The following is a 23,355-nucleotide window of genomic DNA, read 5'->3' as shown; positions in this document are numbered from 1 at the left end:
TCAGCACTCTATATCGTCAATAAGTACCTGATCTCGTTAGTAAGCCCCTGACAAGAGGGCGCCTGCGCCCGGTACGATGGGCTCCAGGTCGAGTGCCTTGAGCATGGCATAGGTGGTGGCGATAGCTGCGGTAACCACCGGCTTGCCGGTCAGGGCTTCGACCTTGGCGACGGCCGGCAGCGATGGCATTTGCACACAGGCTGACAAGACGATGGCGTCCACGTTACTTAAATCGAGACTGGCGACGATTTCGGGGAGATTGGCGGGATCGTGGCGAGCGACATCCAGGTTATTGGGGATCTCAAGCGCCCGGTAGTCGAGCACGTCAATGCCTTCCTGACGGATGTAGTCGACCACCATTTCGGTCAGCGGCTTCATGTAGGGGGCCACTACCACCACGCGCTTGGCTTTCATCACACCCAGGGCATCAACCAGAGCACCGGCGCTGGTGACCACCGGCGTGTCGCAGCCGTTCTCTTCGGTGCGGCTGCGCAGACGCTTTTGCGACTCTCGGTGGTAGCCGGGCCCCATCGCCATAATGGCAACCAGGCAGGCATACCCCATCACATCCACCGCTGCATCAGAAAGCTCCAGGGCGCAGCGATCCGACTCTGCATCCATGGCAGCCAGTTCGTCCTTGCTGACGTTCTTCATGCGCATGCGGCTGGAGTGAAAGGTAAAGCGTTCCGGGCGGATTAACTGCCGCGCCGTAAGCATGGCGGGTATTTCGGTCTCCATGGTGATATTGGAGCTGGGGACGATCTGGCCGATACGGTAGCTTTTGATCTCGTTCTTTATATAGTTGCTGGTCATGGTATTTGGCCTCTCTTAGAGCTCGCTGCCCAGGAAGTCTTCAAACGCGGCAAAAAAACCGTCGAAGTCATCCCAGGGAATCATGTGACCCGCTTGTTCCGCGGTAGAAATACGAACCGTCGGTAGAAGGGCGCGTATTTCGGCGCGATCTTCATCCTGGATAACACCGCCTTTGCCTGCACACATCAGCAGCGTGGGCACTTTGATAGCGGGGAAATCCTGGTGGATATCGACGCTGTGGAACTCTTCAAACGCCTGAACGATGGCTGGCTCAAAGCAAGTGTGTAACCACTCGGCGCGTAATCGCAGTTGCTCGTCGCTCCAGGTGGGGCAGTAGTGGCGCATGGTCTCGATATCGGCACCACGTGTGCAGTCGCGAATCGAATCCACGTACCAGGGCAGCTTGCTGGGGTACTCACGGCGTCCTGGCCCTGAAACCGGTGGGTCGATAAGTACCAGTTTGTCGATGCCCTTGGCGCCGCGACTCATGGCGCGTAGCGCAAAGCGCGCACCCATGGAGTGGCCCGCCAGAATGACATTGCTTAGACCTAGCACATCGATAAAGGCGATCACATCGTCGGCACAAGTGTCGGTGGCATAATCGAGCTCGGGCCCGGTAGACGACAAGCCGCGTCCACGGACATCCAGCACATAAGTGTCGAAGTGCTGACCGAGCCGCTCGGCCACAAAACGCCAAGTGATGGCCGGGCTGGTAATGCCTGGTATCAGGACCAGCGGCTGGCGCGAGGTCTCGGCGCTGTCACTGAAGCGCAGGTAGTGCTGACGAATACCATTGGCGTGCACGTTGGCGCCATAGAGATAGGTGCTGTTCATGCTGGGCTCCCTTGATTGGTTGGTTGCTTCAGCGGTACTTCAAAGGGGTCATAGGCGAATACCCAGGCCGGATCTTCGTCTTCCCGTAACCAGGTATTGTCGTGGGAAACCTGCTGGACCCGCGAGGCGCGTTCAAAACGGTTGGTGCGGTAAAGTTCGAATGCCTGCTGGTAGTTCTCGGCGCCCACTTCCTCCAGGCAGCGTACCAGCATGGCGGCATCCTCGATGGCCATGGCAGCGCCCTGGGCCATGTGGGGCTTCATCGGATGGCAGGCATCGCCCAGCAGCACTAGCCGGTTTTCATGCCACAGTGGCAGTGGGTTGCGCTCCAGCAAGGGCCATTTGGTGACGGTTTCAGTGCAGTCAATCAGCGCTTGTACGGTGGGGTGGTAACCCTCGAATGCTTTGCGCATCTCTTCCCGTGAGCTGTCGACGAAGGAAGTGCCGTGGTTCCAATCGGGTTCAGGCACGCCGGTCACGTAGTAATACTCCTTCTCGTCGCCGGTCACGAAGTACACCATCATGTGCCGGTCTTCCGACCACCACTTCACGCAGGCTTCGAAATCCAGGTCGTATGCCTTGAGTTTTTCGGCAGAGATAATTGCCCGGTGAGCGACCCAGCCGCTATAGATCGGAGCCTCTGGGCCCAGCAGCTTCTCGCGCAGCCGAGAATTGACACCGTCTGCGCCGATCACCAGGTCAGCCTCTTCCGTCGAGCCGTCAGCGAAGGTCATGACGACCTTGCCGCCGCTGTCGTCGACATCGACCAGACGCTTATCGAAATAGAGGTTGTTCTGGTCGAGCGTGCTGACCATCAATTCGTGCAGATCACCACGGTGTACGGTGATGTAGGCCGCCCCATAGTTTTCGCGAGCAAACTCGCCTAGCGGGATGCGAGACTGATACTCGCCGGTCATACCGTTGCGGCTAAACCAGTAATCGGGGTGTGAGCCCATGGCATTGAGCTTCTCCTCAATGCCGATCCGGCGCATCACTTTCATCACGTTGGGGCCAAGGTGAATGCCTGCCCCAAGGCGTGCAAACGCTGGTGCCTGTTCGTACACCTTGGTGGGGTAACCCGCTTGCTGCAGCAGCGCGCCTGCAGCGGCGCCGCCAAGGCCCGCGCCAATAACGGCGATGGTGGGTTTGTTGTTCATATACTGGTTTCCTCGCTGTTTTATTCGCCTATCACTCGTTTCTAAATGCGTTCGTGAATCTCTATAAAACAACGTATACACCATTTATTTTTTGGTCAAGAATTAGTTTCGAAATTATTTTTTAACGAAAACAGGGTGGTATTTTTAAATAAATATATGAATTTAATGGATTAATAGTCGTTTTTTTGGTTTTATGCAAAAACTTGAAAAACGCATCCATAGAGTGCTATACGTTTATTAGGCTTATTTTTATAGCGTACGCACCTTTAATGCTCGATGGGTATTGGCTCTGCACTTAGCTGGTGCAAGTCGATTGGCCGCATGTGAAAGGTAGATGAAAATAGGCGGGTTTAAGGTGCTACGAAGCGTGTTTGGCAGGCAGTATTTATTAGTAACATCTAAGTCATATCCAAGCCCTATCCAGAGCAAGAGTGCGGGCTTAACAATAACGATGATGATCCCCTATGACGCTAAAGCTAACTATCAATGGGCAAGAACATGAGCTGGCCGTGCCGCCGCAGACACCATTGCTCAATGTGTTGCGTAACGACCTGGCGCTCAATGGGCCCAAGTATGGCTGTGGTTTGGGTGAGTGCGGGGCATGCAGTGTATTGATTGATGGCATGGCAGCACGCACCTGCGTGCTGCCCGTGTCTGCTGCCGTTGGTCATGAGGTCACCACTCTTGATGGTCTTTCCCAGGGCGGTGAGCTTGACCCTGTACAACAAGCCTTTATCGATGCTCAGGCAGCCCAGTGTGGCTACTGTTTGAACGGTATGATCATCACTGTTCGTGCACTGCTAAATCATAATACCCAACCCTCTGCGCAGCAGATTCGCACCGCTTTAGAGCATAACCTCTGCCGATGTGGCACCCATGTTGAAATTCTCCAGGCAGCGGAGCGTGCCGTGGTCATTAACGCGGCCGCGTTGCAGGAGGCTTCTCATGAGTGAAGGGTCGATGCTCCATGGCCAGCAAAAACAGGCCGGCATCCCCGCGCTGCTAGCGCAGGCACGTTTTGGTTTCGTCGTGCGTCCACCTTACTACCGGTGGAATGGCGAGCGTTTTGAGAGTGATCGCTTAGTGGGCGTCGATAGCAGCCGCATTGCCTCACTATCTGGATCTATTGAAGTCGTGGTGGAAGGGAATTTTGTGGGGGTGGTTGCCGATAGTTTGGCCTTGGCGACCGATGCCGCTAAACAACTGAAGGTTGAGTGGCAGGCCGTTCACCAGACGCCCGAAAAAGCGCCTGAAAGCGATCAAGCGCCCTCTGATTCACCTCTTGTGCCTAGCCAGTCATACATGCATTCGAACCATGGGTATGGCTGGCCGAGTCGCATGCGCTGGGGCAGTCACCCCAGCTGGGTAATTGCCGATTGTGGCGACCAACAATTGAGTGTGTGGGGGCAAACCGTCACCCCAGCGGCGCTTAAACAGGATCTAAGCCGGTTAACCGCGCTGAATATTAGCCAGATTGAGCTTTATAGCGCCGATGGTAAACACGCATCAAATCAGGCCTCAGGGCTGGGTCGCCATTGCGGTGACGATGCCGCCGTGGACGCGGCGTTGATGTCGCGGGCGGTGGGCGGCCCGGTAGCCGTTTGGCTCGATGCCCGCTACGCCAAGGATGTTCAGGCATTGGGCCAAGCGCAGCGAATTAGCCTAAACGCGGATATTGCCAGTAGTGGTGAGATAGCCCGTTATCACTATCAGCAGGCCAATCTCACTGGTGAGGTGGCTGCCGTAGGGTTGTTGTTAAGTGGTAGGGCCGCGATAACAACGTCTAGCGCTGAGGCCACCGCCGGCGAGCAAGACACAACGCCGTTCTCGCCCTATGTATTTCGCGACCAATACCTTGCCGCACGCTCCCAGCCAGACTCGCTCTCCACCAATTCCACCTTGATGGGTATACAGCAGACATTCGCTCGGGAATCTTTTTTAGATGAGGTTGCCCGCGAGAGTGACCAAGACCCTGTCGCGCTGCGACTTCGCCACCTTGACGATGCGCGTGGTATTGAGCTGATTGAGTCCGTTGCTAAACGGGCCGAGTGGCAAAGGGCAGCCAATCCATCAGCAAACTCTTTACCTCAGGATCTAATGCGCGGGCGGGGCTTTGCCTACTCTCAACTGCCCGATCGGAATCAGCGCGTAGAATCGGGAGTGCGCTCTGCCTGGATTGCCGATGTGGAGGTTAATCGTGTTACCGGCGATGTCCAGCTTACCCGTTTGGTGGTAGGGCAGGACGCTGGCCCAGATGTGGATACTGATCGCCTTCAGCAAACGCTACAGGCCCGGGTATTGGGCGAGGCGCGCCCCCTTTTGGGGCAAGCGCCCAGTTTCGACGAGTGGGGTGACGGCAGTCGTGCGCTGACTAAAAGTGAATATTCAGCAGGATTACCAACCACCGCTTCTTCGCCGAGCCCTGTTGAGGGAGGTGTTAATCAAACCGTTGGTGAAGACGTATTAACCGGGGCGGAGCTATCGCCGGGTGTTGCGGTAATAGCCAATGCGCTTTTTGATGCCACTGGCCTGCGTTTTCGCCAACCACCGTTTACCGCCAAGCGTGTGCGCCAGGCACTCGAAGCTTCGTCCACCGAGGAGGCAGGGCGCCCATCTAAATTGAAACCGCCGCGGTCAACGAAACGGCGCTGGTTAGCCGCCGCAGCGTTCACCACCATTGCGGGCACTGCGGCCATGGCATGGCCGTGGAAAGGGGCCATTGCGCCTGTCTCTCGGCCAGCCGCCAACCTCTACTCCGCCGAGACCATTGAGCGCGGGCGACTCGTTGCGGCTGCAGGCGACTGCGCGGCGTGTCATACCACAGAAGGTGGCGTGACCAATGCAGGTGGGCGTGGGTTTGAGACACCTTTCGGGACGCTCTACAGCACGAACATTACGCCGGATGAGGCGACGGGGATTGGTCAGTGGTCTTACGCAGCCTTTGAGCGCGCCATGCGCCACGGCATTAGCCGCGATGGCAGCCACCTTTATCCCGCGTTCCCCTATACGGCATTTGCCAAGACCAGTGATGCCGATTTACAGGCGCTTTACGCCTACTTAATGGCCCAGCCAGCCGTCGCCGCTGAAAAGCCATCGAATGAACTCTCTTTCCCCTTCAGTGTGCGCGCCTTAATGGCGGGCTGGAACGCGCTTTATCACGATCCCAAGCCGTTCCAGCCAGACCCCATGCAGAGCGAACTGTATAACCGGGGAGCCTACCTTGCCGAAGGGTTAGGCCACTGCAGCGCTTGCCATAGTCCCCGCAATGCCATGGGCGCTGAGAAAAGCGGCGAGGCGTACTTTGCCGGTGCCTTTGTAGATGCTTGGGAAGCACCACCGCTTAATACGCTGTCGCGTGCGCCCATCCCGTGGAGTGAAACATCGCTTTACGACTATCTGCGCCACGGTGAATCTGAGCTTCACGGCGTTGCCTCTGGCCCTATGGCCCCGGTGGTAGCGGGGCTGGCTGAGCTGCCTGAATACGATGTGCGGGCTATTGCCCACTATGTGGCCGCCCAGATGCAGGCGCCCACAAGTAATAGCGATGCGGCCGTGGCAGACGCTACGCAGCGCGTGACCAGTGCAGCTGTTAGCTCAACAGAAATGGAGGCAGGGGAGCGGCTCTTCGAGGGCGCCTGTGCGGCGTGCCATGTCGATTCTGGCGTTCCTACCTTTTCGAGGGCGGGCACTAATCTGGCGCTGAATACCAATTTACACAGCGATCATCCCGATAACGTTATTCAGTCAATTTTGGGGGGTGTCCACGCCGAACACGTTCCCGGTATTGGTAGCATGCCAGGCTTTGCCGACAGCTTTAGTAATACCCAGGTCGCTGATTTGACGACCTATCTCCGAGCGCGTTTTGCCCCAGAGAAAGCGCCTTGGCAAAAAGTAAAACAACGTATCGCAGATATACGCCAGCCTCACCACAACAACACTCACTCTACTCCCTGACGTAATAAAACGAGGTGGATTATGAAACGCAGTAAATGGATATGGCTAGTATGGGCAGTCGTCCTGCTGAGCTACTTGGTGCCTTACACCCTCTTGAGCGGGGTCGCGTTTTGGTACGGCAGCTTCCTGTTCTGGATGTTGGCAGGGCTGGTCATCATTGCGCTGAATGTGTTTATCACTAAAGATTTTGAGGAGCACAGCAATGACTGAGTCACTCATCTGGTGGTCCATTGCCATCTACTTATTGATCGCTATTGGCATTGCGATTATGTCTCGCCAAGGTCCTTCCGAAAGTATGTCGGGATACTTCCTGGGTAACCGACAAATGAACGGCTTTGTCTCGGCGCTGAGTTACAGTGCCACGACGTATAGCGCATTTATGATGGTGGGCTTGGCAGGTCTTACCTATGCCGGCGGTGTTGGCGCGCTCGGTTTTGAAATCATCTATTTCGCCGGTGTCTCTCTGGTGGCTGTTTTCGGTCCCAAATTCTGGGCAGTCGGCAAGAAGTTCGGCTATGTGACGCCCAGCGAGATGCTGGGCCACCGCTACAACAGCAAACATGTGGCCATGGCTGTCTCGATTGCCAGTTGTATCTTCCTGATTCCCTACTCGGCCGTTCAGCTCGCGGGTGTCGGTTACCTGTTGCAGGGGATTACTGATGGCGCGATTACCTTTACTACCGGGGTGGTGCTGGCCACGGTGATCGCCATCTTCTTCTCCTATATCGCGGGGATTCGTTCGGTGATGTGGACCGACTCGCTCCAGGCCATCATGATGATTGTTGCCTCAACCCTGGTGGCCTTCCTGGTGATCCAGGGCTTGGGTGGTTTCGGCGCACTATTCGATACGCTGGCAACGGAACATCCGCAGTCACTCACTGTGCCTGGCCCTGGCCTGTTCAGCTTTGTCACTTTCCTGGGGCTCACCATTCCCTGGTTCTTCTTTAGTATCTCCAACCCACAGGTCAGTCAACGCCTGTTTATGCCCTCCTCGCTGCGCTCCATGCGCCACATGCTGATTGGCTTTCTGGTGTTTGGTTTTATCTACACCATGGTCTCCGTACTGTGGGGTTTCTCTGCCTTAGCTGCTTTCCCAAGTCTTGCAAGTGCAGATTTAGCCACGCCCACGCTGCTGGCCTCGGAGTTTGTTCCGCCAGTATTAGGGGTGATCGTGATGATCGGCATCATGGCGGCCGCGGTCTCTACTATCGATTCGATCATGTTGACCCTGGCGTCCATGGTTTCCCGCGACGTCTATGCGAACGTTAAACCGAACGTCAGTGAAAAGCGCCAACTGCTGGTGGGCAAGTTCGTGGTGCCGGTGATTGCACTGATGGCGCTGGCCTTTGCCGAGCTGCAGCTTGACCTTATTGCGGTGCTGTCGGTGGCGGCCTCTTCGGGGCTGGTTGCCATGGTGCCCGCCCTTATCGGTGCCTTCTATTGGAAGCGCGGTACTGGCGTCGGTGCACTGGTAAGCGTGGTGGGTACCAGCGCCTTTGTACTGCTGATGTATGCCACTGGCAATTCACTGCTGGGCCTGCCCGCTGGCGTTTGGGGCATTGTGGTCGCGAGTGTGCTGTTTGTTGGCGTTAGTTTAGCCACCAAGCCTCATCAAGCCACCACGGATGCTTTCTTTGCGGCTATCTCTGAAGAGCTGAGCAAAAAGCGCAGTACTACCACCGATCAAGCGACGAAAGAGGCGGCTGCCTAATTGACGTTCAGCTTTGAACCGATAACACCATAGAGCGCTTGGTGTGCCCAAAGGCGAGCACGAGCGCTCTCAGCTAACACTTCCCAGTACGCTATAGCTGTGCTTTCGCCTGGGGAGTTAGGAGACTTTATGGATCACGCAAGCTTTGCCGAAATTTGCCTCCATCAGCTAAAAATGTCCGGCGTACATGAAGGCGAAAAACTCGTCGTACTGACCCAGGGCAGCGAACGCCTTGATTATGCGGATGCCTTTATGGCGGCGGGGCAGCGTTTAGGTGCCAATATGTACCACATGCGGTTACCCGCGCCGTTACCTACCGGTGGCTGGGCCGTGGGAGCAACGGGGCTTGCTAGCATGCCCGATGCGGTGGAAGCGCTTAAAAACTGCGACATGTTGATCGATTGTATTTTCCTGCTGTTCTCTCCCGAACAAATGGCGATCCAAGCCGCGGGCACGCGCATATTGACGGCGGTTGAACCGCCAGAACTGCTGGCCAGAATGTTGCCCACCAAGGAGCTAAGGGAAAAGGTCGAACTGGCCGCCGCGCTGCTGGAAAAAGCCAAAGTGATGCGCATCACCTCGCCCCACGGCACGGATGTCACCTACCAACTGAATACTTATGAGACGGTTGCTGAATATGCCTGTACCGACGAACCGGGGCGTTGGGATCACTGGCCCTCTGGCTTTGTGTTCACCGGCGGTGATGACGATGGCGTTGATGGCACCATTGTGGTGGCGCCGGGCGATATTCTGCTTCCCCAAAACATGTATGTTCGAGAGCCTATTACCTACACCATTGAGAAGGGCTGGATTACCGATATACGTGGTGGGCTCGATGCGGAGCTAGTGAAATCCTATATGGATAGCTTTAACGACCCGCGCGGCATGGGCATGAGCCACGTAGGCTGGGGCATGAACCCTAATGCCAAATGGCACCGCATGGTGCCGGGAGAGTTCCCGGGTGGCATGGGGATGGAACCACGCAGCTTCTATGGCAACGTGATGTTCTCCACCGGCCCGAACAGCGAGCTGGGCGGGTCTAACGATACTGCCTGCCATCTGGATATTCCCATGCGCAACTGCTCGCTCTTCCTGGACGATGAGCCCATCGTCATTGATGGCGATATCGTCGTTAAAGAGCTGCAGATGGCTAGAGGCTAATGCGCTTGAGACAAGAGATACTTATAAAGCCCCTGGTTCGGGGCTTTTTTAATTTAGCGCCAAACCGTTCGCTGATGTCGGTAATTATCTTGCGCTTGGCTGGCGCTGACAGGGGTTAACCAAACCTGGGTGCCGGGCAAACACTGGGCCAGCGTAGCGCAGGCGATGGGGGTGAGAGCGCCTAGGCGTGGGTAGCCGCCAATGGTTTGGCGGTCATTCATCAGCACTATAGGCTGACCATCCGGTGGAACCTGCACTGCTCCCAGCGGAATGCCTTCAGAAATAATCCCCGTCAGTGAGCCGTGTAGGGCAGGGCCGGTGAGGCGAACGCCCATACGGTCGGCGCGATTGTCCACTGTCCAGGGTTGGTTGAACGCTTGGAACAGCGCACGGCCGCTAAACGAGGCGATTTGCGAACCGAGTACGATGGGTAACCGACAGCCAGACGCAGGCATGCGCGGGCCCTGGCTGTCAGGGATGCGGCGCACCGCTGTAGCGGCGCCTTTCCAGGTTAAACGATCACCGACTTTTAGGGGTTTACCATCTTCATCCAGGCCACCCAGTTGCTCACGGACGGTGCAGGCACGGCTGCCCAGCACCTCAGGCGCATTTAGCCCACCGGGAAAAGCGAGATAGGCGCGCAGGCCGTGGCGCGGCTGGCGAAACACCAGGCGCTGGCCCGGCAGTAGCTTGAAATTGGTATTGGGTGCAAGCGGTTTGCCATCCAACTGGGCGTCTAGATCGGCGCCGGTCAACGCCAGACGCACTTCGCGTTCGGTTTCAAAGCTCAAGCCGCCGCCCATGACGATTTCCAGCGCAGCGCTGTTTAAAGCGTTGCCCAGCAGCCAGTTAGCCCAGCGAAAAGAGATCCAGTCGGCAGCGCCGCCCTGAGTAACGCCTAAGTGGCCGACGCCAAATCGTCCGGCATCTTGAATCAGCGTTAGTGGTCCCGCTTGCTTAACCACCAGCCCCTTGTGTGCTTCATTCATGGCGATGTGGTTCATGGGCGCTCCTCCATGGGCGTGGTATCGCCACCATCTGCTTCAAACTCTTCCCGGGAGATCGCTCTAAAGCGCACCTTGTCGCCGGGGCGAAACAGTGGATCGCCACGTTTGGCATGCTCGAATAGCGGCACGTTGGTGCGACCCAGAATATTCCAGCCGCCCGGCGAAAGCAGCGGATAAATCGCGGTTTGGCGATCAGCAATGCCCACGCTACCTGCGGCGACTTTGCGGCGCGGCGTTTTCAAGCGCGGCGTAGCGAGAGATTCGTCTACCAAGCCCATAAAGCCGTAACCGGGGGCAAACCCCAACGCAAACACGCAGTAATCGTGGTTGCAGTGCTGCTCAATAAGCTCGTCGACGCTCAAACCAGCGCGTTTGGCGACCAGTGGTAACTCGGGGCCCACGCTTTCGTCGTACCACACCGGGATATCGTGCAGCTCACCGGCTTGAGTATCCACAGGGGTAAGACCAGAAAGCGCCTTGTGAATAAGTTGAATCGCCTCGCTATGGGTTAACTGCTGGCAGTCGTAATGCAGCAGCAGCGTGGTGTAAGAGGGCACCAGGTCAATTAACATGCTTCCAAAGGCATTACGCAGCGCCTGATCGGCGGCGATTACCCAGGCCATATTGGTTTCGTCGATGGCGTCGAACAGGCGCACCATCAGGGCATCCATGGCGGCGGTTTCAATGCGCATTTCAATATTGGATTTCACGCCTGCTCCAGCGCCTGAAAGGCCTCGCGAATAGCGCGTACGGCGGCCACTGACTCGGGGTTGTCGCCATGAACGCAGAGCGTATCGCAGGGTAAATGCAGCGTTGTGCCGTCGAGTGCGGTGAGCGGCTCGCCTTTGGCCAGCTTGATGGCTTGATTGACGATGGTGTTCTGGTCGTGGTGCACAGCGTTAGGCAGCCGTCGTGAGGCCAAGTGGCCGTTACCGTCATAAGCACGGTCGGCAAAGGTTTCGAACCAGAGGGTAATGCCCATTTTGGCGGCCAGCTCGCGATGTGGTTCGGGGTCCGCGGTGGACATAATCATTAACGGCAGGCTGGCGTCATACGCACGTACCGCGCGCATGACGCCTTCGAGCAGCGCCGGGTTGGCAGCCATGTCGTTGTACAGCGCACCGTGCGGTTTGATATAGCTCAGTTGGGTGCCTTCGGCTTGGCAGATGCCCGCCAAAGCCCCCACTTGGTAGAGCACCATATCTTCCGCTTCTTCCGGCGAGCAGGCCATGGAGCGCCGCCCAAACCCCATCAAATCCGGGTAACCGGGGTGAGCGCCAATGCGTACGCCATTTTGAACCGCTAGCTTGACGGTGCGGCGCATCACGTGGGGGTCGGAGGCGTGGAAGCCGCAGGCGATATTGGCGCAATCGACGAAAGGCATCGCGTCGGCGTCCAACCCGAGACGCCAGTTACCGAAACTTTCGCCCATATCGCAATTAAGCAGGGGGATGGCCATAGCGACTCCTGTTAGTTATTAGTGCTTTCACTTGGCTGAAGCAAAACGCTAAGCCAACACCAATATATGAATACGGTTTGCTCAGTGCCAATCGTTTTTGTCGATACTAACTATCGGTCGCTCCTATCGTATTGTTATTTATTGAAAAATGGTTGACGGTGAGAGGCGATACGCTTATCACAGTATAGGCGTGGCGTGATAATAACGTTGGTCGCATTTCTCTGTCGGGAGTGGTCTCAAAGTTGCATAGTGACATGGTAGCTGTGTGTGATAGCCCTCGGCAGTAACGATGTAACAGCGCAATGGTGTTTTTTCCACTTAAGAAGGTCATGGGTAGGCGAGTCACTATGCTCGATTTTAAGGAACTTGAGGCGTTTGTATGGGCGGTAAGGCTTGGCTCCTTCCGTAAGGCGGCGACCCGCCTGCACCTTACCCAGCCTTCTGTATCTGAGCGTATTTCACGCCTTGAATCCACGGTGGGAGAATTGCTGTTAGAACGGTCTGCTCGGCCTATCCAGCCGACCATGCGCGGGCGTGAGTTCTTTGTCCACGCTGAGCGGATGTTGCACCAACGCGATGAGGCAATGAAGCTATTCGATAGCGAAGAGGCTTTTTCTGCACCACTTCGGCTCGGCACGATTGAAACCATTGCCCATAGCTGGTTTCCCGACTTTATGCGCAGGCTCACCGAGCGGTACCCGCGTCTCACCATAGAATTGACGGTTGATTATTCGCCAGTGCTGAATGAGCGGCTACTAGGCAATGAGCTGGATATTGTGCTGGCGATGAATGGCTATTCGCCGCAGAAGCAGATCGAGTACGAGTCACTGAGCCCCTATGAAATGGGCATGTTTGTCTCTCCCCGGCACGCCAAGCTGCTAAGTGAAAGTGCCGATACCTGGGGTAAGCAACTGCCATTCATTTCGTTTGGTAAGCAGGCGCGTCCTTATGCAGAGATGGTGAATTACCTGGCAGAGCAGGGCGTGGCCAGCCCGCGTATTCATAGCGTTAGTACCTTGATGACGATTGTGCGCATGACCACAGAAGGATTAGGGATCGGCGCGCTGCCAGTTGCCACTGTGCTGGATGAGTGGCAGCGGGGGGAGCTTTATCGCCTTGAGCTGCCAGTGCCATTACCGGCCATGCACTATGATGCGATATGGCGTAACGCTAATCATCCGCGCTTTTGCCGGGGAGTTGCCCGCTTGGCCCAGCAGTGTGCCTGCCGCTACGCTCAGGCGCGGCGTGCCGATATGACAACAACACTTTTCTCTGGGCGCTGGGTTGCTACCTGCGCCTCCTCTGGTACCACCGAAGCAATGCATTAGAAGCAACGCACTATTAGAAGCACCATACTATTAATAGAAATAAGAGGGTTCTTACGATGCGCAAGACAATCACGACTTCACTGCTACTGGCGACCGCCTGCGGTTTAACGGTGTCGGCTCACGCCGCAGAGTGGACGATGGCAACGCCTTACGGGGATGCCAGCTTTCATACTCAAAACAACAAACAGTTCGCTGAAGATGTAGCGGAAGCAACCGACGGCGAGCTGACAATTACCGTGCATAGCGGCGGTTCGCTGGTGTCACACGGGGAAATTAAGCCGTCGGTGCGTCGTGGCACTATTGATGCAGGTGAAGTATTCCTCTCGGTTCTTTCCAATGACGACCCGATATTTGAAGTTGATACGCTGCCAGGTGTGGCGGGTAGCTATGACGATGCCTATGCGCTGTGGGAAGCTACCAAACCGATGATCACCGAACTGTTTGCCTATGAAGGGTTGATTCCGCTCTACGCGGTCGCCTGGCCTGCACAAGGTATCTATACCTCTGAGCCTCTCACCGACCCCGAGCAGTTCGAAGGCCTGCGCGTTCGTGCACCCAATATTAATACCCAACGTTTTGTCGATAACCTGGGCGGCAGCCCGACTGAAACTGAAGAGTCTGATATCCCTACCGCGTTTAGCACCGGGCGTGTGGATGCCATGATCACCTCAAGCTCTACCGGCAACTCCATGGCGGCGTGGGATTACGTGACTGATTACACTGACGCTAACCTGTGGCTGCCCAAGAATATCGTCTTTATCAGCCAACGCAGTTTTGATGGCTTGGATGAAGCGACCCAGGAAGCACTGATGGAAGCCGCCGCTGAAGCTGAAAAACGTGGCTGGGAAATGAGTCGAGAAGATAACGATGCCAGTTTGGCGGTTCTGGAAGAGAACGGCATTTCAGTCTCTGAGCCTAACGAAGCCATTTCAGCGGCGCTTCAAGCAGCCGGTGATACGCTTTTTGAAGATTGGCAATCTCGTGCCGATGACGAAGCTAAACAGGCGCTAGAAACTTACCGCGAGCAGCAAGGCAGCTAATTTAAGTGCTGTTTAGCTAAGTGTTATTTATATAAGTTCTGGCGTGATCCTGTTTGTAGGGGCGGTGGTTTTGGCGCTGCCCCTGCTTTCCACACGCGCTTTTTCCTAAGTGCTTTTTCCAAGTGCTTTTCCTGAGTGTTTCGTGAGGCTGCGAACATGACGTTTAAATTCGATAAGCTCTATCGCCTGGGGGCTTGGGGTGCGGCGGCGTGCATGGTGGCTATTTGTACGCTAATAGCGCTTCAGGTGACCTTCCGCTTGGTAGATGCTCTGCTGGTGTTGGTTGGCCTCAGTCGCCTGGGCATAAGTATTACCGGCGTTTCGGAAATTGCCTCTTACCTATTGGTGGGAGCGACCTTCCTGGGGTTGGCTTACACCTTTGTGCATCACGCCCATATTCGCGTGACGCTACTAATTACTCGACTGCCACCGGCAATTCGTGTGTGGTTTGAAGTGTTTGGCCTCATTGTCGCCCTGGCGATCAGTCTGATGCTCAGTTACGGCCTCATTGGTTTGGCGAGAGAGAGTCTGCAATATAACGATGTGTCTTCAGGATTTGTGTCGATTCCACTATGGATTCCTCAGCTTGTACTCGCGACCAGCGTAGGGCTGCTGTGTCTTGCGCTGGCTGAAGCTCTGTTTATGGCGGTTCGCATTGCCATTCGTGACCCTGCGAGCTTTCGCGAAGCAACGAGCTTGCAAGACGACCAGTCCCCAGATGAAAGCGAGGGCCACTAAATGTCGATATTTACCCCGTCTGTTGTAACGACATCTCTGTTAATAGCGCCTCTGCCCTCTAAATCGGAGAGATCCTCGTGCTGCTACTAAGTCTCGCCACTATATTCACCCTCGTGGTACTCCTGGGGAGCGGGGTGTGGATCGCCTTTGCACTGATCGGCACTGCCTGGATAGCGTTAGAGTTCTTCAGCTCATTCTCGCCGGGTTCTATCCTAGCCTCAGATTTTTGGGGCGCCAGTTACGGTTGGGATCTTACTGCGCTACCGATGTTTATCTGGATGGGCGAGATTCTGTTTCGCTCCGGGCTTGCAGACAATATGTTTCGTGGCCTGTCGCCCTGGTTAAACCGCCTGCCTGGGCGTTTGCTGCATACCAATATCATTGGCAGCGGCATGTTTGCTGCGGTGTGCGGCTCTTCGGCCGCCACCTGTGCCACGGTAGGTAAAATGACCCTGCCGGAACTCGAACGGCGGGGCTACGATAGCAATATGGCGATTGGCACCCTGGCCAGCGCATCCACTTTGGGGTTATTGATTCCGCCCTCTATCGTGCTGATCGTCTACGGCGTGGTCACCGAGCAATCGATTTCCAGACTGTTTATGGCCGGTATTGGCCCAGGTTTGATGATCCTGGCGATGTTTATGAGCTATCTCATTTTGTGGGCGCTACTTAAAGGCAACCGCGAAGGGCTTACCGGTGAAGATGAATCCGGCATGAGCTTTGCTGAAAAGCTACGCAATACCTGGTCGCTGGTGCCTATTCTGCTGTTAATCGGCGGGATTATCTTTTCGATCTATGGCGGGTTGGCATCGCCCACCGAAGCCGCGGCAGTCGGTGTGGTGCTGTCGATTGTGATTGCACGCTTTAACGGTCATTTTAATCGCGACATTTTTAAAAGCTCGCTGTTTGCTGCCGTGCGTACCGCCTGCATGATTGCGTTCATTATTGCCGGTGCCTCGTTTCTGACCTCGGCCATGGGGTTTACCCAGGTGCCCATGAAGTTGGCAACGGCGATTGGTGAGATGGGGTTGTCGCCCACCATGCTGCTGATTGCACTAACGCTGCTGCTGTTAGTGATGGGGTGCTTCCTGGATGGTATCTCGCTGATTCTGCTGGTGACCGCGATCATTATGCCGCTGGTGAGTGCCGCTGGGTTCGATCTGATCTGGTTTGGTATTTACCTGGTTGTGGTAGTCGAAATGTCGCAAATCACCCCGCCGGTGGGCTTCAACCTGTTCGTGATTCAGGGGCTAACCGGTAAAGATATTCTGACCATTACCAAAGCCACGCTGCCGTTTTTCCTGCTCATGCTACTAGCGATTGCGTTAATGCATATCTTTCCTGGAATCGCCCTCTATCTACCTGAGGCGATGACGCGGTAAGGCGCTGATAAAAGGAAGAGTAGTAACGATAAACAAGCAGAAATGCTCTGGTCGGAGCGCTTGATGGCATGCATGTTCTGACCAGAGATTTAGGACTTAGAGCGGGGTTGGGTGTTGAGTTTTTTGAACGCAATGTCTTTGTTGAACTCGCCTGGGGCGCCATACCCTTTGCGTAGCATAGCAAGTGCTTTGGTTTGCGCTTCTCTACGGCTATTGAGTATCAGCGTATGGTTTAGCAAGAGTTGCTGAGCATTTTCAAGCAGTTCTTTGGGGTCAATAGCCGTGGGGGTGTCTAACATCAGTGTTTTGGCGATCAACTCCATTTTGGGCTGAACTTCTTGTAGCACGCTTTCAAATGAGAAAGAGGGCACGCCGGCTGTTGTACTTAAATCGTATAGGAGGACGGCGAGTTGCTCTTCTGGTGTGCTTGAGAGGCAGGCATCCGCCGCGGGGCCGGATATGCGAACACACATTTCCATCAAACTATCGCTTGTACTATCGCTTTCACTATCACTTGTCCTATCGCTTTTATAGGGGGCATGACTAAAGCGGATGGTATTGATTAGCGTGGCCGGGAGCCCCCATTTAGCGGCTAGCCAAGCCCCAATAACGGTGTGGTTGCACCCAAAGTAACGCTGCTCTTCTTCAATCAGGTGCGCATGGGGAATAGCGCTATCAATGTAGAGTTCGTCTACTTGTTCAGGGTACGTCGCGCTTAGCGCCAATATGCCAATATCCTGCAACAGTGCTGCCGTAAAAGCATGACCTGCCTGTTGAGGGCACGCTTGCTCGGCAAGCTGGCGCGCTATTAACGCAGACATAATCGACCGCTGCCAAATATGTGTATGCTGCGGCCCTTTACTGGAGTGCTGAAAAAGGTTGAAGCTCAATACCACCGTTAACGTTGCATCGAGTCCTAAACGCTGGACGGCCTCAAGGCACGTCTGTGTCAAATTGGCCGAGCGAGTATGGTGAACGCTATTCGCGAGCGATATTAACCGAGCGGTTAATGCCAGGTCATGCTCAATGGTGTCGGCAACATCGTTGATAGTCGCTGTTGAGGATTGCGTTAATCTGAGTATGCGTAATGCGATTGAGGGAAGCGAAGGTAAGCGTTGGCACTTTAGGAAGTCGCTGAGCAGAAAAGCTGGCAGTGCTTCAGTAAGCATTAGGTATAGCGCTTCATCTTTTTGTGATGTTCTAGTCACGTTATCTCCCGTGCACTTTGTAGCGTAGCTGCCAGCCACCATTGGGTAATGTCCTAATTTTACCATATACCCAGCGAGTGTTGACGTTGTTGTCGTTGGAAAAGAGCGGTTTATGCTTTGTAGGTCGCTATATATACTTAATGAGGTTAGTGGCAGGTGCTCCAACTGCTCCAGAATTAAAAAAGTGAGTGCAACCATGCACACAAAGAACGATGCGGCCGAGATATTTCGTCAGTTGGCAGAAGGCGTAGGGCACAGCGGGAGCCCCCGTTTTTATGCAACGCTGGTGGAGCGCTTAGCGACAATACTCGGCGTTGATCATGTGCTAGTGGCCGATGTTACGCAACGCCATCAGGCTGAGACACTGGCGGTCTGGTCAAATGGCCACTTGCTTAGCAATATCACTTACCCGCTAACCGGTACGCCTTGCGAAACCGCATTGGGGCGCGAGTGCTGCCTTTATGCCCGTGATGTTCAGTCACGCTTTCCTGACGATAAACTGCTGTGTGAGTTGGGAGCCGAAAGCTACTTAGGGCGGGCGCTCTATGCGGCGGATGGCGCGCTGATAGGCCTGTTAGCGGTGCTCAAAAATTCCCCCATGCAGATGGGCGAGTTAGCCAATGAAATACTGCAGATCGCTGCCGCTCAGGCGGGGGCGGAGCTGGGCCGACAAAAGGCGGAACAGGCATTAAGAAAAAGCGAAGAGGTCGCACGGGAAAGTGAACGCCGCCTGAATACGCTGCTCAATCACCTGCCGGGCATGGCCTATCGCAGTTTAAATGATAGTCATTGGACCATGCAGGTGGTTAGCCAGGGGGCCGAGGCATTAACCGGGTATCGGCCCGACGAGTTGCAAGATAATCGACTGACCAGCTTCGCTGCCCTGATTCATCCTAATGATCAGGACAAGCTCTATCGCGAGGTGCAGTTGGCCATTGCCAATAATCAGCCTTACCGCGTGATTTACCAACTGCGTCATCGTGACGGCGGCTACCGCTGGATGTGGGAGCAGGGCCAAGCCGTTAGGGATGAGGCAGGCGACATCGTCTGTTTAGAAGGCTTTATCTCTGATGTGACCGACCAGCAAGAGTCACAGCGGGTGCAAAACGCTGTGGTTGAAGTGGCTTCTACGGTCACCACCCAGGTGGGCGACGGCTATTTTCAACAGTTGATTGCGACCTTGGTGAAGGTGCTGGAAGCCGACGCAGGCTTTATTGCGCTACTCCATACGTCCCCTCAAAGCGACAAAAAAGTCGTTGGACAGGCGACCACTGTCAGTATGGTGGTAGAGGGGACTCAACACGAACAACATGCCTTTGCGTTGCGGGGCTCGCCCAGCGAGCAGGTGGTGCTGGAGGGCGAAGCCGTCATGCATGACGGCCCACCACTGCTGTTGCCAGGCACCTTGCTATCAACAAGGGCATGGATTGGCCGACGCCTAGATAACGCCAACGGCGAAGCGATTGGTGTGATGATGGTGTTTTATCGTCAGCCGTTGACTACCAATGCCTTTGCTACCTCGGTGCTGAAAATTCTCTCTACCGGCGCTGCGGCAGAGCTTGAGCGCCGCCGCGACCATCGCCATATGCACCAGTTGGCCTATACCGATACCACCACTGGCTTACCTAACCGCGTCCGTTTTATGGAGCTGTTAGCGCAGATGTGGAAAGAGGCCCACCAGAGTGAGCTTGGTCTTTCGCTGCTGCTATTGGATATCCGCCGTTTTAAGGAGGTGAATGACCTGCACGGCCACCAGGTGGGAGATCAACTGCTGGTGACGGTGGCGGATCGTCTAAAGCAGATCAGCCACGCGCATGGCTCGCTGGCGCGCTTATCCGGGGATGAGTTTGCCTTGTTAGTCGCCGCTGCCGACCCCGTTGATATCGGCGGTCTTGTCGAGCAGCTACGCTCAGCGGTGAAGCAGCCGCTGTCTTTGCAGCGTCGCGTCTTTCACCTCGATGTCAGCATTGGTTTTGCCCATTACCCGCAAGATGTCGCTGAAGCTGGCGAATTATTTAATGCCGCTAGTATTGCCCTCCACCACGCCAAGCGGCGCGAAAACAGCACCTCTCCTTATACTCAAATTATGCGTCATGAGCTGCATCGACGCCAACTGATGAGCGAACGGCTCAGCGCCGCGATCACTGAACACAAGTTAGCGCTCAACTTTCAGCCCCAGGTGGACCTAACCAATGGCCGGTTGACCGGTGCAGAAGCCCTATGCCGCTGGTACGACGCTGAGTGGGGGTGGGTAAGCCCTGGCGAGTTTATTCCCCTGGCCGAAGAGCGCGGCCTTATCCGCGCCCTGGGGGACTGGGTGCTGGAAGAGTCTGCCAAGCAGTTAATCACATGGCGAAATCAGCCCGGTGGAGGGTTGCCAGGCAGGCTATCGATCAATATTTCCGCCCAACAGTTTGCCGACCCAGAGCTCAATAGCCACATAGCGCGCCTCACCGCTGGTGTTCCGCCGAGCGCGATCGCCCTGGAGCTCACCGAAAGCGATTTTATGCGCGACCCAGATCAGGCCGTTGAGATTACCCACGCCATGCGTCAAGCGGGATACTCGCTCTCCATCGACGATTTTGGCACCGGCTACTCCTCTCTCTCCTATTTGCGGCGCTTCGCCGCCGACGCGCTGAAAATAGATATCTCGTTTGTGCGTGAAATGCTCGAAAATAAAAATGATCGCACCATTGTGCAAACCATCATTGCCATGGCGCAGGCGTTAGAAATGAAGACTGTGGCAGAAGGTGTCGAAACCCAAGAGCAAGCTCATTTGCTTGCCGACATGGGCTGTAATGAAGCGCAAGGCTACTGGTTTGGCCGCCCATTACCGGCGGATGAGTTTGCGGCAGCGTGGTTGACCCCTTAAACCCTTATCATCGTCATCGTCTTGTCATCACCTTTGGCATACCCTACGCGCCGCCAACCCGCGATGAAAGGAGTGCCCCATGCGCCTGGCCCTGTTTGATCTTGACGACACCCTCCTGGACGGAGACTGCAGCGACCGCTGGAATTTATGGATGATAGAGCAAGGTTGGATCAGCGATGCCGAGGCCTTTATGGCTCGTGCCGAAAAGATGCATCTGGCCTATCACGCGGGCAAGCTGAAACTTGAAGAGTATCTGGCCATGACCCTGGCACCGCTGCGCGGACGCCGGGTGAAAGATGTGCAAAAAGAGGTCGAGCGCTTTGTGGCCACGCACCTGCAACCGCGTATTTTTGAACAAGCCTGGGCCTGCCTGGAAGCGCACCGCCAGGCTGGCGATACCCTGCTACTGATTTCTGCCTCGTCACGCCATCTGGTCGAGCCGATTGCCACCACCCTGGGGATTGAGCATGTGCTGGCGGTCGAGCTAAGCGTGGAGCACGGAGTGAATGAAGACGCGCGCTATACCGGCGGTAGCGAAGGTATTTTTTCCTATCGCGGCGGCAAGGTGCTGCGCTTGAAAGAGTGGCTGGCCGAACAGCAGATCACTGCTTGCCACACCACCTTCTATTCAGACTCCCGCAACGATTTACCGTTACTGCAATATGTCGATTGCCCCGTGGCAGTTAACCCAGACCCGGTACTGGCCGAGGTGGCTAGCGTTGAAGGTTGGCGGCGCTTAGACTGGCGGACGCCCTCAAGCGCTTCGTCGCCTAATGCTCTGCCAGGAAAATCGGCGCATGTCTGATGCCTACTATTTACAGTTAACCGAACAGCTTCGCACATTAATCGATCAAAATGCCGCCCTGTGGGAAGGCAAGCTTCCCGCCGAGCGGTCATTGGCCGAGCGCTTTGCCACCACCCGCGTGACCCTGCGCCAAGCGCTTTCTCAGCTAGAAGGGGAGGGTCTGATACACCGCAGCAATCGACGCGGCTGGTTTATTTCTCCCGCCCGTTTGGTTTACGACCCCACCCGTGACGCGGGTTTTAACGACTATGTGCGCGCCCAGGGGCGGCAGCCACGCACGGCCGTTTTGAAGCTGGAAAGCCGCGCTCACCCGCCCGCGGCTCGGGCGCTGGGGCTGCCGGATGACCAGCCGTTTCAGCATATTCGCCGCCGCCGCTACGTGGATGACCGCGCGGTGCTGGTGGAGTCGCTGTGGGTAGTACCCGAGCGTGCCCCAGAGTTGCTAGATATCTATAGTGGGCAATCGCTTTGGGGGCTGTTGCGAGAGCGCTGGGGGCACTACCTGGCCAATCGCTCTATTCGCATGGTCTCAGAAGCGCTTTCGCCAATGGATGCCGAAGAGCTATTCGTTGCACCCGGCACTGCCGGGTTAAATATTAACCGTGCCATTTTAGACGACCAGCAGCGCCCTATTGAGTTTGATGAAGAGCACTGGCTGCACGATTCGCTGTGTATCAGCGTGGAGCTATCCGGTCAGCGCTAGCGGAAACGACCTAGTCGCGGTCATCACCAGTTAAAAAAACGTTCAAACAAGCGTCATCGCAGTGTCATTTAACGCCTGCAAACTTCTGGTCTATACCAATCAGCCGGGAGACTATCATGATGATGCCACGCCGTTTATTCCCTTCAACGTTGTTAGCAGGTGCTGCTGCTGTTGCGCTTGCTTCCAACGCCCAAGCAACCGAATTAACGGTGTATACCGCCGTTGAGTCGGACGACCTGCAAAAATATGCTGAACGCTTCAACGCGGCCCACCCGGATATCGAGATTAACTGGGTGCGCGACTCCACCGGCGTGATTACCGCCCGCCTGCTGGCCGAGAAAGACAACCCCCAGGCTGACGTGATCTGGGGCCTGGCCGCTACCAGCCTGCTGGTGTTGGAAGAGGAGGGCATGCTGGAGCGCTACGCTCCCGCTGGCGTTGAGAATCTCGACCCCAAATTTGTCGATGTGGCCTATCGTGATGGTGAAGACCCGGCTTGGGTGGGTATGGACGCCTGGGTCGCTGCTATTTGCTACAACACCATTGAGGGCGAGCGCCAGGGCGTGCCGATGCCGACCTCTTGGGAAGACCTTACCCAGCCTGAGTTTGAAGGCCATGTGATCATGCCTAACCCCAACTCGTCGGGTACCGGCTACCTGGATGTAGCCAGCTGGCTGCAGCTATGGGAAGAGGATCAGGGCTGGGATTACATGGATCGGCTGCATAACAACATCGCCCGTTACACCCATTCGGGCTCCGCCCCTTGTAGCCTGGCGGCGACAGGTGAAACCGTGGTGGGCGTGTCATTTGCCTTCCGCGGTGCGCGCTTGAAGTCCCAGGGTGCGCCTATTGAAGTTATCTTCCCTGAAGAAGGGCTGGGCTGGGATATGGAGGCCGCCGCTATTATGACTGGTACCGACAAGCAGGAAGCCGCGCAAACGCTTATGGATTGGGCAATCTCCCGCGATGCCAACGAACTCTATAACGAAGGCTATGCAGTGGTTGCCTACCCAGGTGTGGCACAGCCGATTGAAAACTACCCCTCCGATATTACTGATCGCATGATCGACGCCGACTTCCAGTGGGCTGCCGTCAATCGCGAACGCGTGCTGGCCGAGTGGCAGCGTCGCTACGATGGTAAAACCGAGCAATAAGCCGCGATCAGTTGCCCCGGCCAGTGTGC

Annotated in this window: 20 protein-coding genes; 13 read left to right on the top strand and 7 right to left on the bottom strand. The window is 55.8% G+C overall.

The genetic code is table 11. The annotated features are described in order from the left end of the window. Positions 1-36 precede the first annotated feature (36 nt). Genes U738_RS13315 through U738_RS13305 form a run of 3 tightly spaced genes read right to left on the bottom strand, consistent with a single transcriptional unit; the run spans position 37 to position 2,804 of the window. Complete coding sequence (locus tag U738_RS13315; protein WP_009286021.1) at positions 37-813, bottom strand: maleate cis-trans isomerase family protein; 777 nt, start codon at positions 811-813, stop codon at positions 37-39. 15 nt (positions 814-828) lie between these two features. After that, the gene (locus tag U738_RS13310) at positions 829-1,647 is read right to left on the bottom strand and encodes an alpha/beta fold hydrolase (RefSeq protein ID WP_035581331.1); all 819 of its coding nucleotides are present in this window, start codon (positions 1,645-1,647) and stop codon (positions 829-831) included. Next, positions 1,644-2,804 (bottom strand): FAD-dependent monooxygenase, encoded by a 1,161-nt coding sequence (locus tag U738_RS13305; protein ID WP_035581328.1) that lies wholly within the window; start codon positions 2,802-2,804, stop codon positions 1,644-1,646. The genes U738_RS13310 and U738_RS13305 overlap by 4 nt, the downstream gene beginning before the upstream one ends. Positions 2,805-3,268: 464 nt before the next feature. Between U738_RS13305 and U738_RS13300 the strand changes: the two genes are divergently transcribed. The 5 genes from U738_RS13300 (at position 3,269) to U738_RS13280 (ending at position 9,630) form a co-directional block, all read left to right on the top strand. Continuing rightward, complete coding sequence (locus U738_RS13300; protein ID WP_035581321.1) at positions 3,269-3,757, top strand: (2Fe-2S)-binding protein; 489 nt, start codon at positions 3,269-3,271, stop codon at positions 3,755-3,757. Beyond that, on the top strand, positions 3,750-6,758 hold the full coding sequence (locus U738_RS13295; protein WP_235208647.1) for a c-type cytochrome: 3,009 nt from the start codon (positions 3,750-3,752) through the stop codon (positions 6,756-6,758). Before U738_RS13300 ends, U738_RS13295 begins: the two co-directional genes overlap by 8 nt. Before the next feature lie 21 nt (positions 6,759-6,779). Further along, positions 6,780-6,968, top strand: a complete 189-nt coding sequence (locus U738_RS13290; RefSeq protein ID WP_035581314.1) for a hypothetical protein — start codon at positions 6,780-6,782, stop codon at positions 6,966-6,968. Continuing rightward, positions 6,961-8,469, top strand: coding sequence for a sodium:solute symporter family protein (locus U738_RS13285; RefSeq protein WP_022521541.1), 1,509 nt, complete (start codon positions 6,961-6,963; stop codon positions 8,467-8,469). The genes U738_RS13290 and U738_RS13285 overlap by 8 nt, the downstream gene beginning before the upstream one ends. A gap of 129 nt (positions 8,470-8,598) precedes the next feature. After that, positions 8,599-9,630 carry a leucyl aminopeptidase gene (locus U738_RS13280; protein ID WP_035581310.1) on the top strand — a complete coding sequence of 344 codons (1,032 nt, stop codon included), beginning with the start codon at positions 8,599-8,601 and terminating at the stop codon, positions 9,628-9,630. Positions 9,631-9,683: 53 nt separating this feature from the next. Here the strand turns inward: U738_RS13280 and U738_RS13275 are convergent, their stop codons facing one another. The 3 genes from U738_RS13275 to U738_RS13265 are packed head-to-tail and all read right to left on the bottom strand — an operon-like array spanning position 9,684 to position 12,096. Beyond that, positions 9,684-10,634 (bottom strand): biotin-dependent carboxyltransferase family protein, encoded by a 951-nt coding sequence (locus U738_RS13275; RefSeq protein ID WP_092490807.1) that lies wholly within the window; start codon positions 10,632-10,634, stop codon positions 9,684-9,686. Then, positions 10,631-11,335: a 5-oxoprolinase subunit PxpB gene (pxpB, locus tag U738_RS13270; RefSeq protein ID WP_035583568.1), complete on the bottom strand. Its 705-nt coding sequence runs from the start codon at positions 11,333-11,335 to the stop codon at positions 10,631-10,633. Before pxpB ends, U738_RS13275 begins: the two co-directional genes overlap by 4 nt. 8 nt (positions 11,336-11,343) lie before the next feature. Then, a complete protein-coding gene (locus U738_RS13265; protein ID WP_035581307.1) occupies positions 11,344-12,096 on the bottom strand; it encodes a 5-oxoprolinase subunit PxpA in 753 nt (250 codons plus the stop codon). A gap of 347 nt (positions 12,097-12,443) precedes the next feature. Between U738_RS13265 and U738_RS13260 the strand changes: the two genes are divergently transcribed. From U738_RS13260 to U738_RS13245, 4 genes are all read left to right on the top strand, one after another. Continuing rightward, the gene (locus U738_RS13260; RefSeq protein ID WP_035581304.1) at positions 12,444-13,424 is read left to right on the top strand and encodes a LysR family transcriptional regulator; all 981 of its coding nucleotides are present in this window, start codon (positions 12,444-12,446) and stop codon (positions 13,422-13,424) included. A gap of 56 nt (positions 13,425-13,480) precedes the next feature. Beyond that, on the top strand, positions 13,481-14,464 hold the full coding sequence (locus tag U738_RS13255; protein ID WP_035581299.1) for a TRAP transporter substrate-binding protein: 984 nt from the start codon (positions 13,481-13,483) through the stop codon (positions 14,462-14,464). Positions 14,465-14,620: 156 nt separating this feature from the next. Then, positions 14,621-15,202: a TRAP transporter small permease gene (locus U738_RS13250; protein ID WP_035581296.1), complete on the top strand. Its 582-nt coding sequence runs from the start codon at positions 14,621-14,623 to the stop codon at positions 15,200-15,202. 77 nt (positions 15,203-15,279) lie between these two features. Further along, positions 15,280-16,584 (top strand): TRAP transporter large permease, encoded by a 1,305-nt coding sequence (locus tag U738_RS13245; RefSeq protein ID WP_035581294.1) that lies wholly within the window; start codon positions 15,280-15,282, stop codon positions 16,582-16,584. Between the two features lie 89 nt (positions 16,585-16,673). Here U738_RS13245 and U738_RS13240 read toward each other — a convergent pair whose 3' ends face one another. After that, a complete protein-coding gene (locus U738_RS13240) occupies positions 16,674-17,792 on the bottom strand; it encodes an HDOD domain-containing protein (protein ID WP_235208646.1) in 1,119 nt (372 codons plus the stop codon). Positions 17,793-17,988: 196 nt separating this feature from the next. Here U738_RS13240 and U738_RS13235 point away from each other — a divergent pair, with 196 nt between their 5' ends. From U738_RS13235 to U738_RS13220, 4 genes are all read left to right on the top strand, one after another. Continuing rightward, entirely contained in the window at positions 17,989-20,664 is a 2,676-nt protein-coding gene (locus U738_RS13235; RefSeq protein ID WP_035581288.1) for a bifunctional diguanylate cyclase/phosphodiesterase, read from the top strand. A gap of 79 nt (positions 20,665-20,743) precedes the next feature. Then, on the top strand, positions 20,744-21,469 hold the full coding sequence (locus U738_RS13230) for an HAD family hydrolase (protein WP_035581285.1): 726 nt from the start codon (positions 20,744-20,746) through the stop codon (positions 21,467-21,469). Continuing rightward, complete coding sequence (locus U738_RS13225; RefSeq protein ID WP_050712999.1) at positions 21,462-22,172, top strand: UTRA domain-containing protein; 711 nt, start codon at positions 21,462-21,464, stop codon at positions 22,170-22,172. Before U738_RS13230 ends, U738_RS13225 begins: the two co-directional genes overlap by 8 nt. Before the next feature lie 116 nt (positions 22,173-22,288). Beyond that, the gene (locus U738_RS13220; RefSeq protein WP_035581281.1) at positions 22,289-23,326 is read left to right on the top strand and encodes a putative 2-aminoethylphosphonate ABC transporter substrate-binding protein; all 1,038 of its coding nucleotides are present in this window, start codon (positions 22,289-22,291) and stop codon (positions 23,324-23,326) included. Positions 23,327-23,355: the final 29 nt, after the last annotated feature.

The sequence above is a fragment of the Halomonas sp. TG39a genome (assembly GCF_000744395.1).
Classification (GTDB): Bacteria; Pseudomonadota; Gammaproteobacteria; order Pseudomonadales; family Halomonadaceae; genus Vreelandella; species Vreelandella ventosae_B.
Note: the sequence above shows the minus strand (reverse complement) of the source record. Positions and strands in the feature narration are given on the sequence as shown.

Bases quoted from the DNA above. Each gene is read 5' to 3' on its own strand.
- U738_RS13315 (WP_009286021.1), bottom strand. From the start codon at position 813: ATGACCAGCAACTATATAAAGAACGAGATCAAAAGCTACCGTATCGGC.
- U738_RS13310 (WP_035581331.1), bottom strand. From the start codon at position 1,647: ATGAACAGCACCTATCTCTATGGCGCCAACGTGCACGCCAATGGTATT.
- U738_RS13305 (WP_035581328.1), bottom strand. From the start codon at position 2,804: ATGAACAACAAACCCACCATCGCCGTTATTGGCGCGGGCCTTGGCGGC.
- U738_RS13300 (WP_035581321.1), top strand. From the start codon at position 3,269: ATGACGCTAAAGCTAACTATCAATGGGCAAGAACATGAGCTGGCCGTG.
- U738_RS13295 (WP_235208647.1), top strand. From the start codon at position 3,750: ATGAGTGAAGGGTCGATGCTCCATGGCCAGCAAAAACAGGCCGGCATC.
- U738_RS13290 (WP_035581314.1), top strand. From the start codon at position 6,780: ATGAAACGCAGTAAATGGATATGGCTAGTATGGGCAGTCGTCCTGCTG.
- U738_RS13285 (WP_022521541.1), top strand. From the start codon at position 6,961: ATGACTGAGTCACTCATCTGGTGGTCCATTGCCATCTACTTATTGATC.
- U738_RS13280 (WP_035581310.1), top strand. From the start codon at position 8,599: ATGGATCACGCAAGCTTTGCCGAAATTTGCCTCCATCAGCTAAAAATG.
- U738_RS13275 (WP_092490807.1), bottom strand. From the start codon at position 10,634: ATGAACCACATCGCCATGAATGAAGCACACAAGGGGCTGGTGGTTAAG.
- U738_RS13265 (WP_035581307.1), bottom strand. From the start codon at position 12,096: ATGGCCATCCCCCTGCTTAATTGCGATATGGGCGAAAGTTTCGGTAAC.
- U738_RS13260 (WP_035581304.1), top strand. From the start codon at position 12,444: ATGCTCGATTTTAAGGAACTTGAGGCGTTTGTATGGGCGGTAAGGCTT.
- U738_RS13255 (WP_035581299.1), top strand. From the start codon at position 13,481: ATGCGCAAGACAATCACGACTTCACTGCTACTGGCGACCGCCTGCGGT.
- U738_RS13250 (WP_035581296.1), top strand. From the start codon at position 14,621: ATGACGTTTAAATTCGATAAGCTCTATCGCCTGGGGGCTTGGGGTGCG.
- U738_RS13235 (WP_035581288.1), top strand. From the start codon at position 17,989: ATGCACACAAAGAACGATGCGGCCGAGATATTTCGTCAGTTGGCAGAA.
- U738_RS13230 (WP_035581285.1), top strand. From the start codon at position 20,744: ATGCGCCTGGCCCTGTTTGATCTTGACGACACCCTCCTGGACGGAGAC.
- U738_RS13225 (WP_050712999.1), top strand. From the start codon at position 21,462: ATGTCTGATGCCTACTATTTACAGTTAACCGAACAGCTTCGCACATTA.
- U738_RS13220 (WP_035581281.1), top strand. From the start codon at position 22,289: ATGATGATGCCACGCCGTTTATTCCCTTCAACGTTGTTAGCAGGTGCT.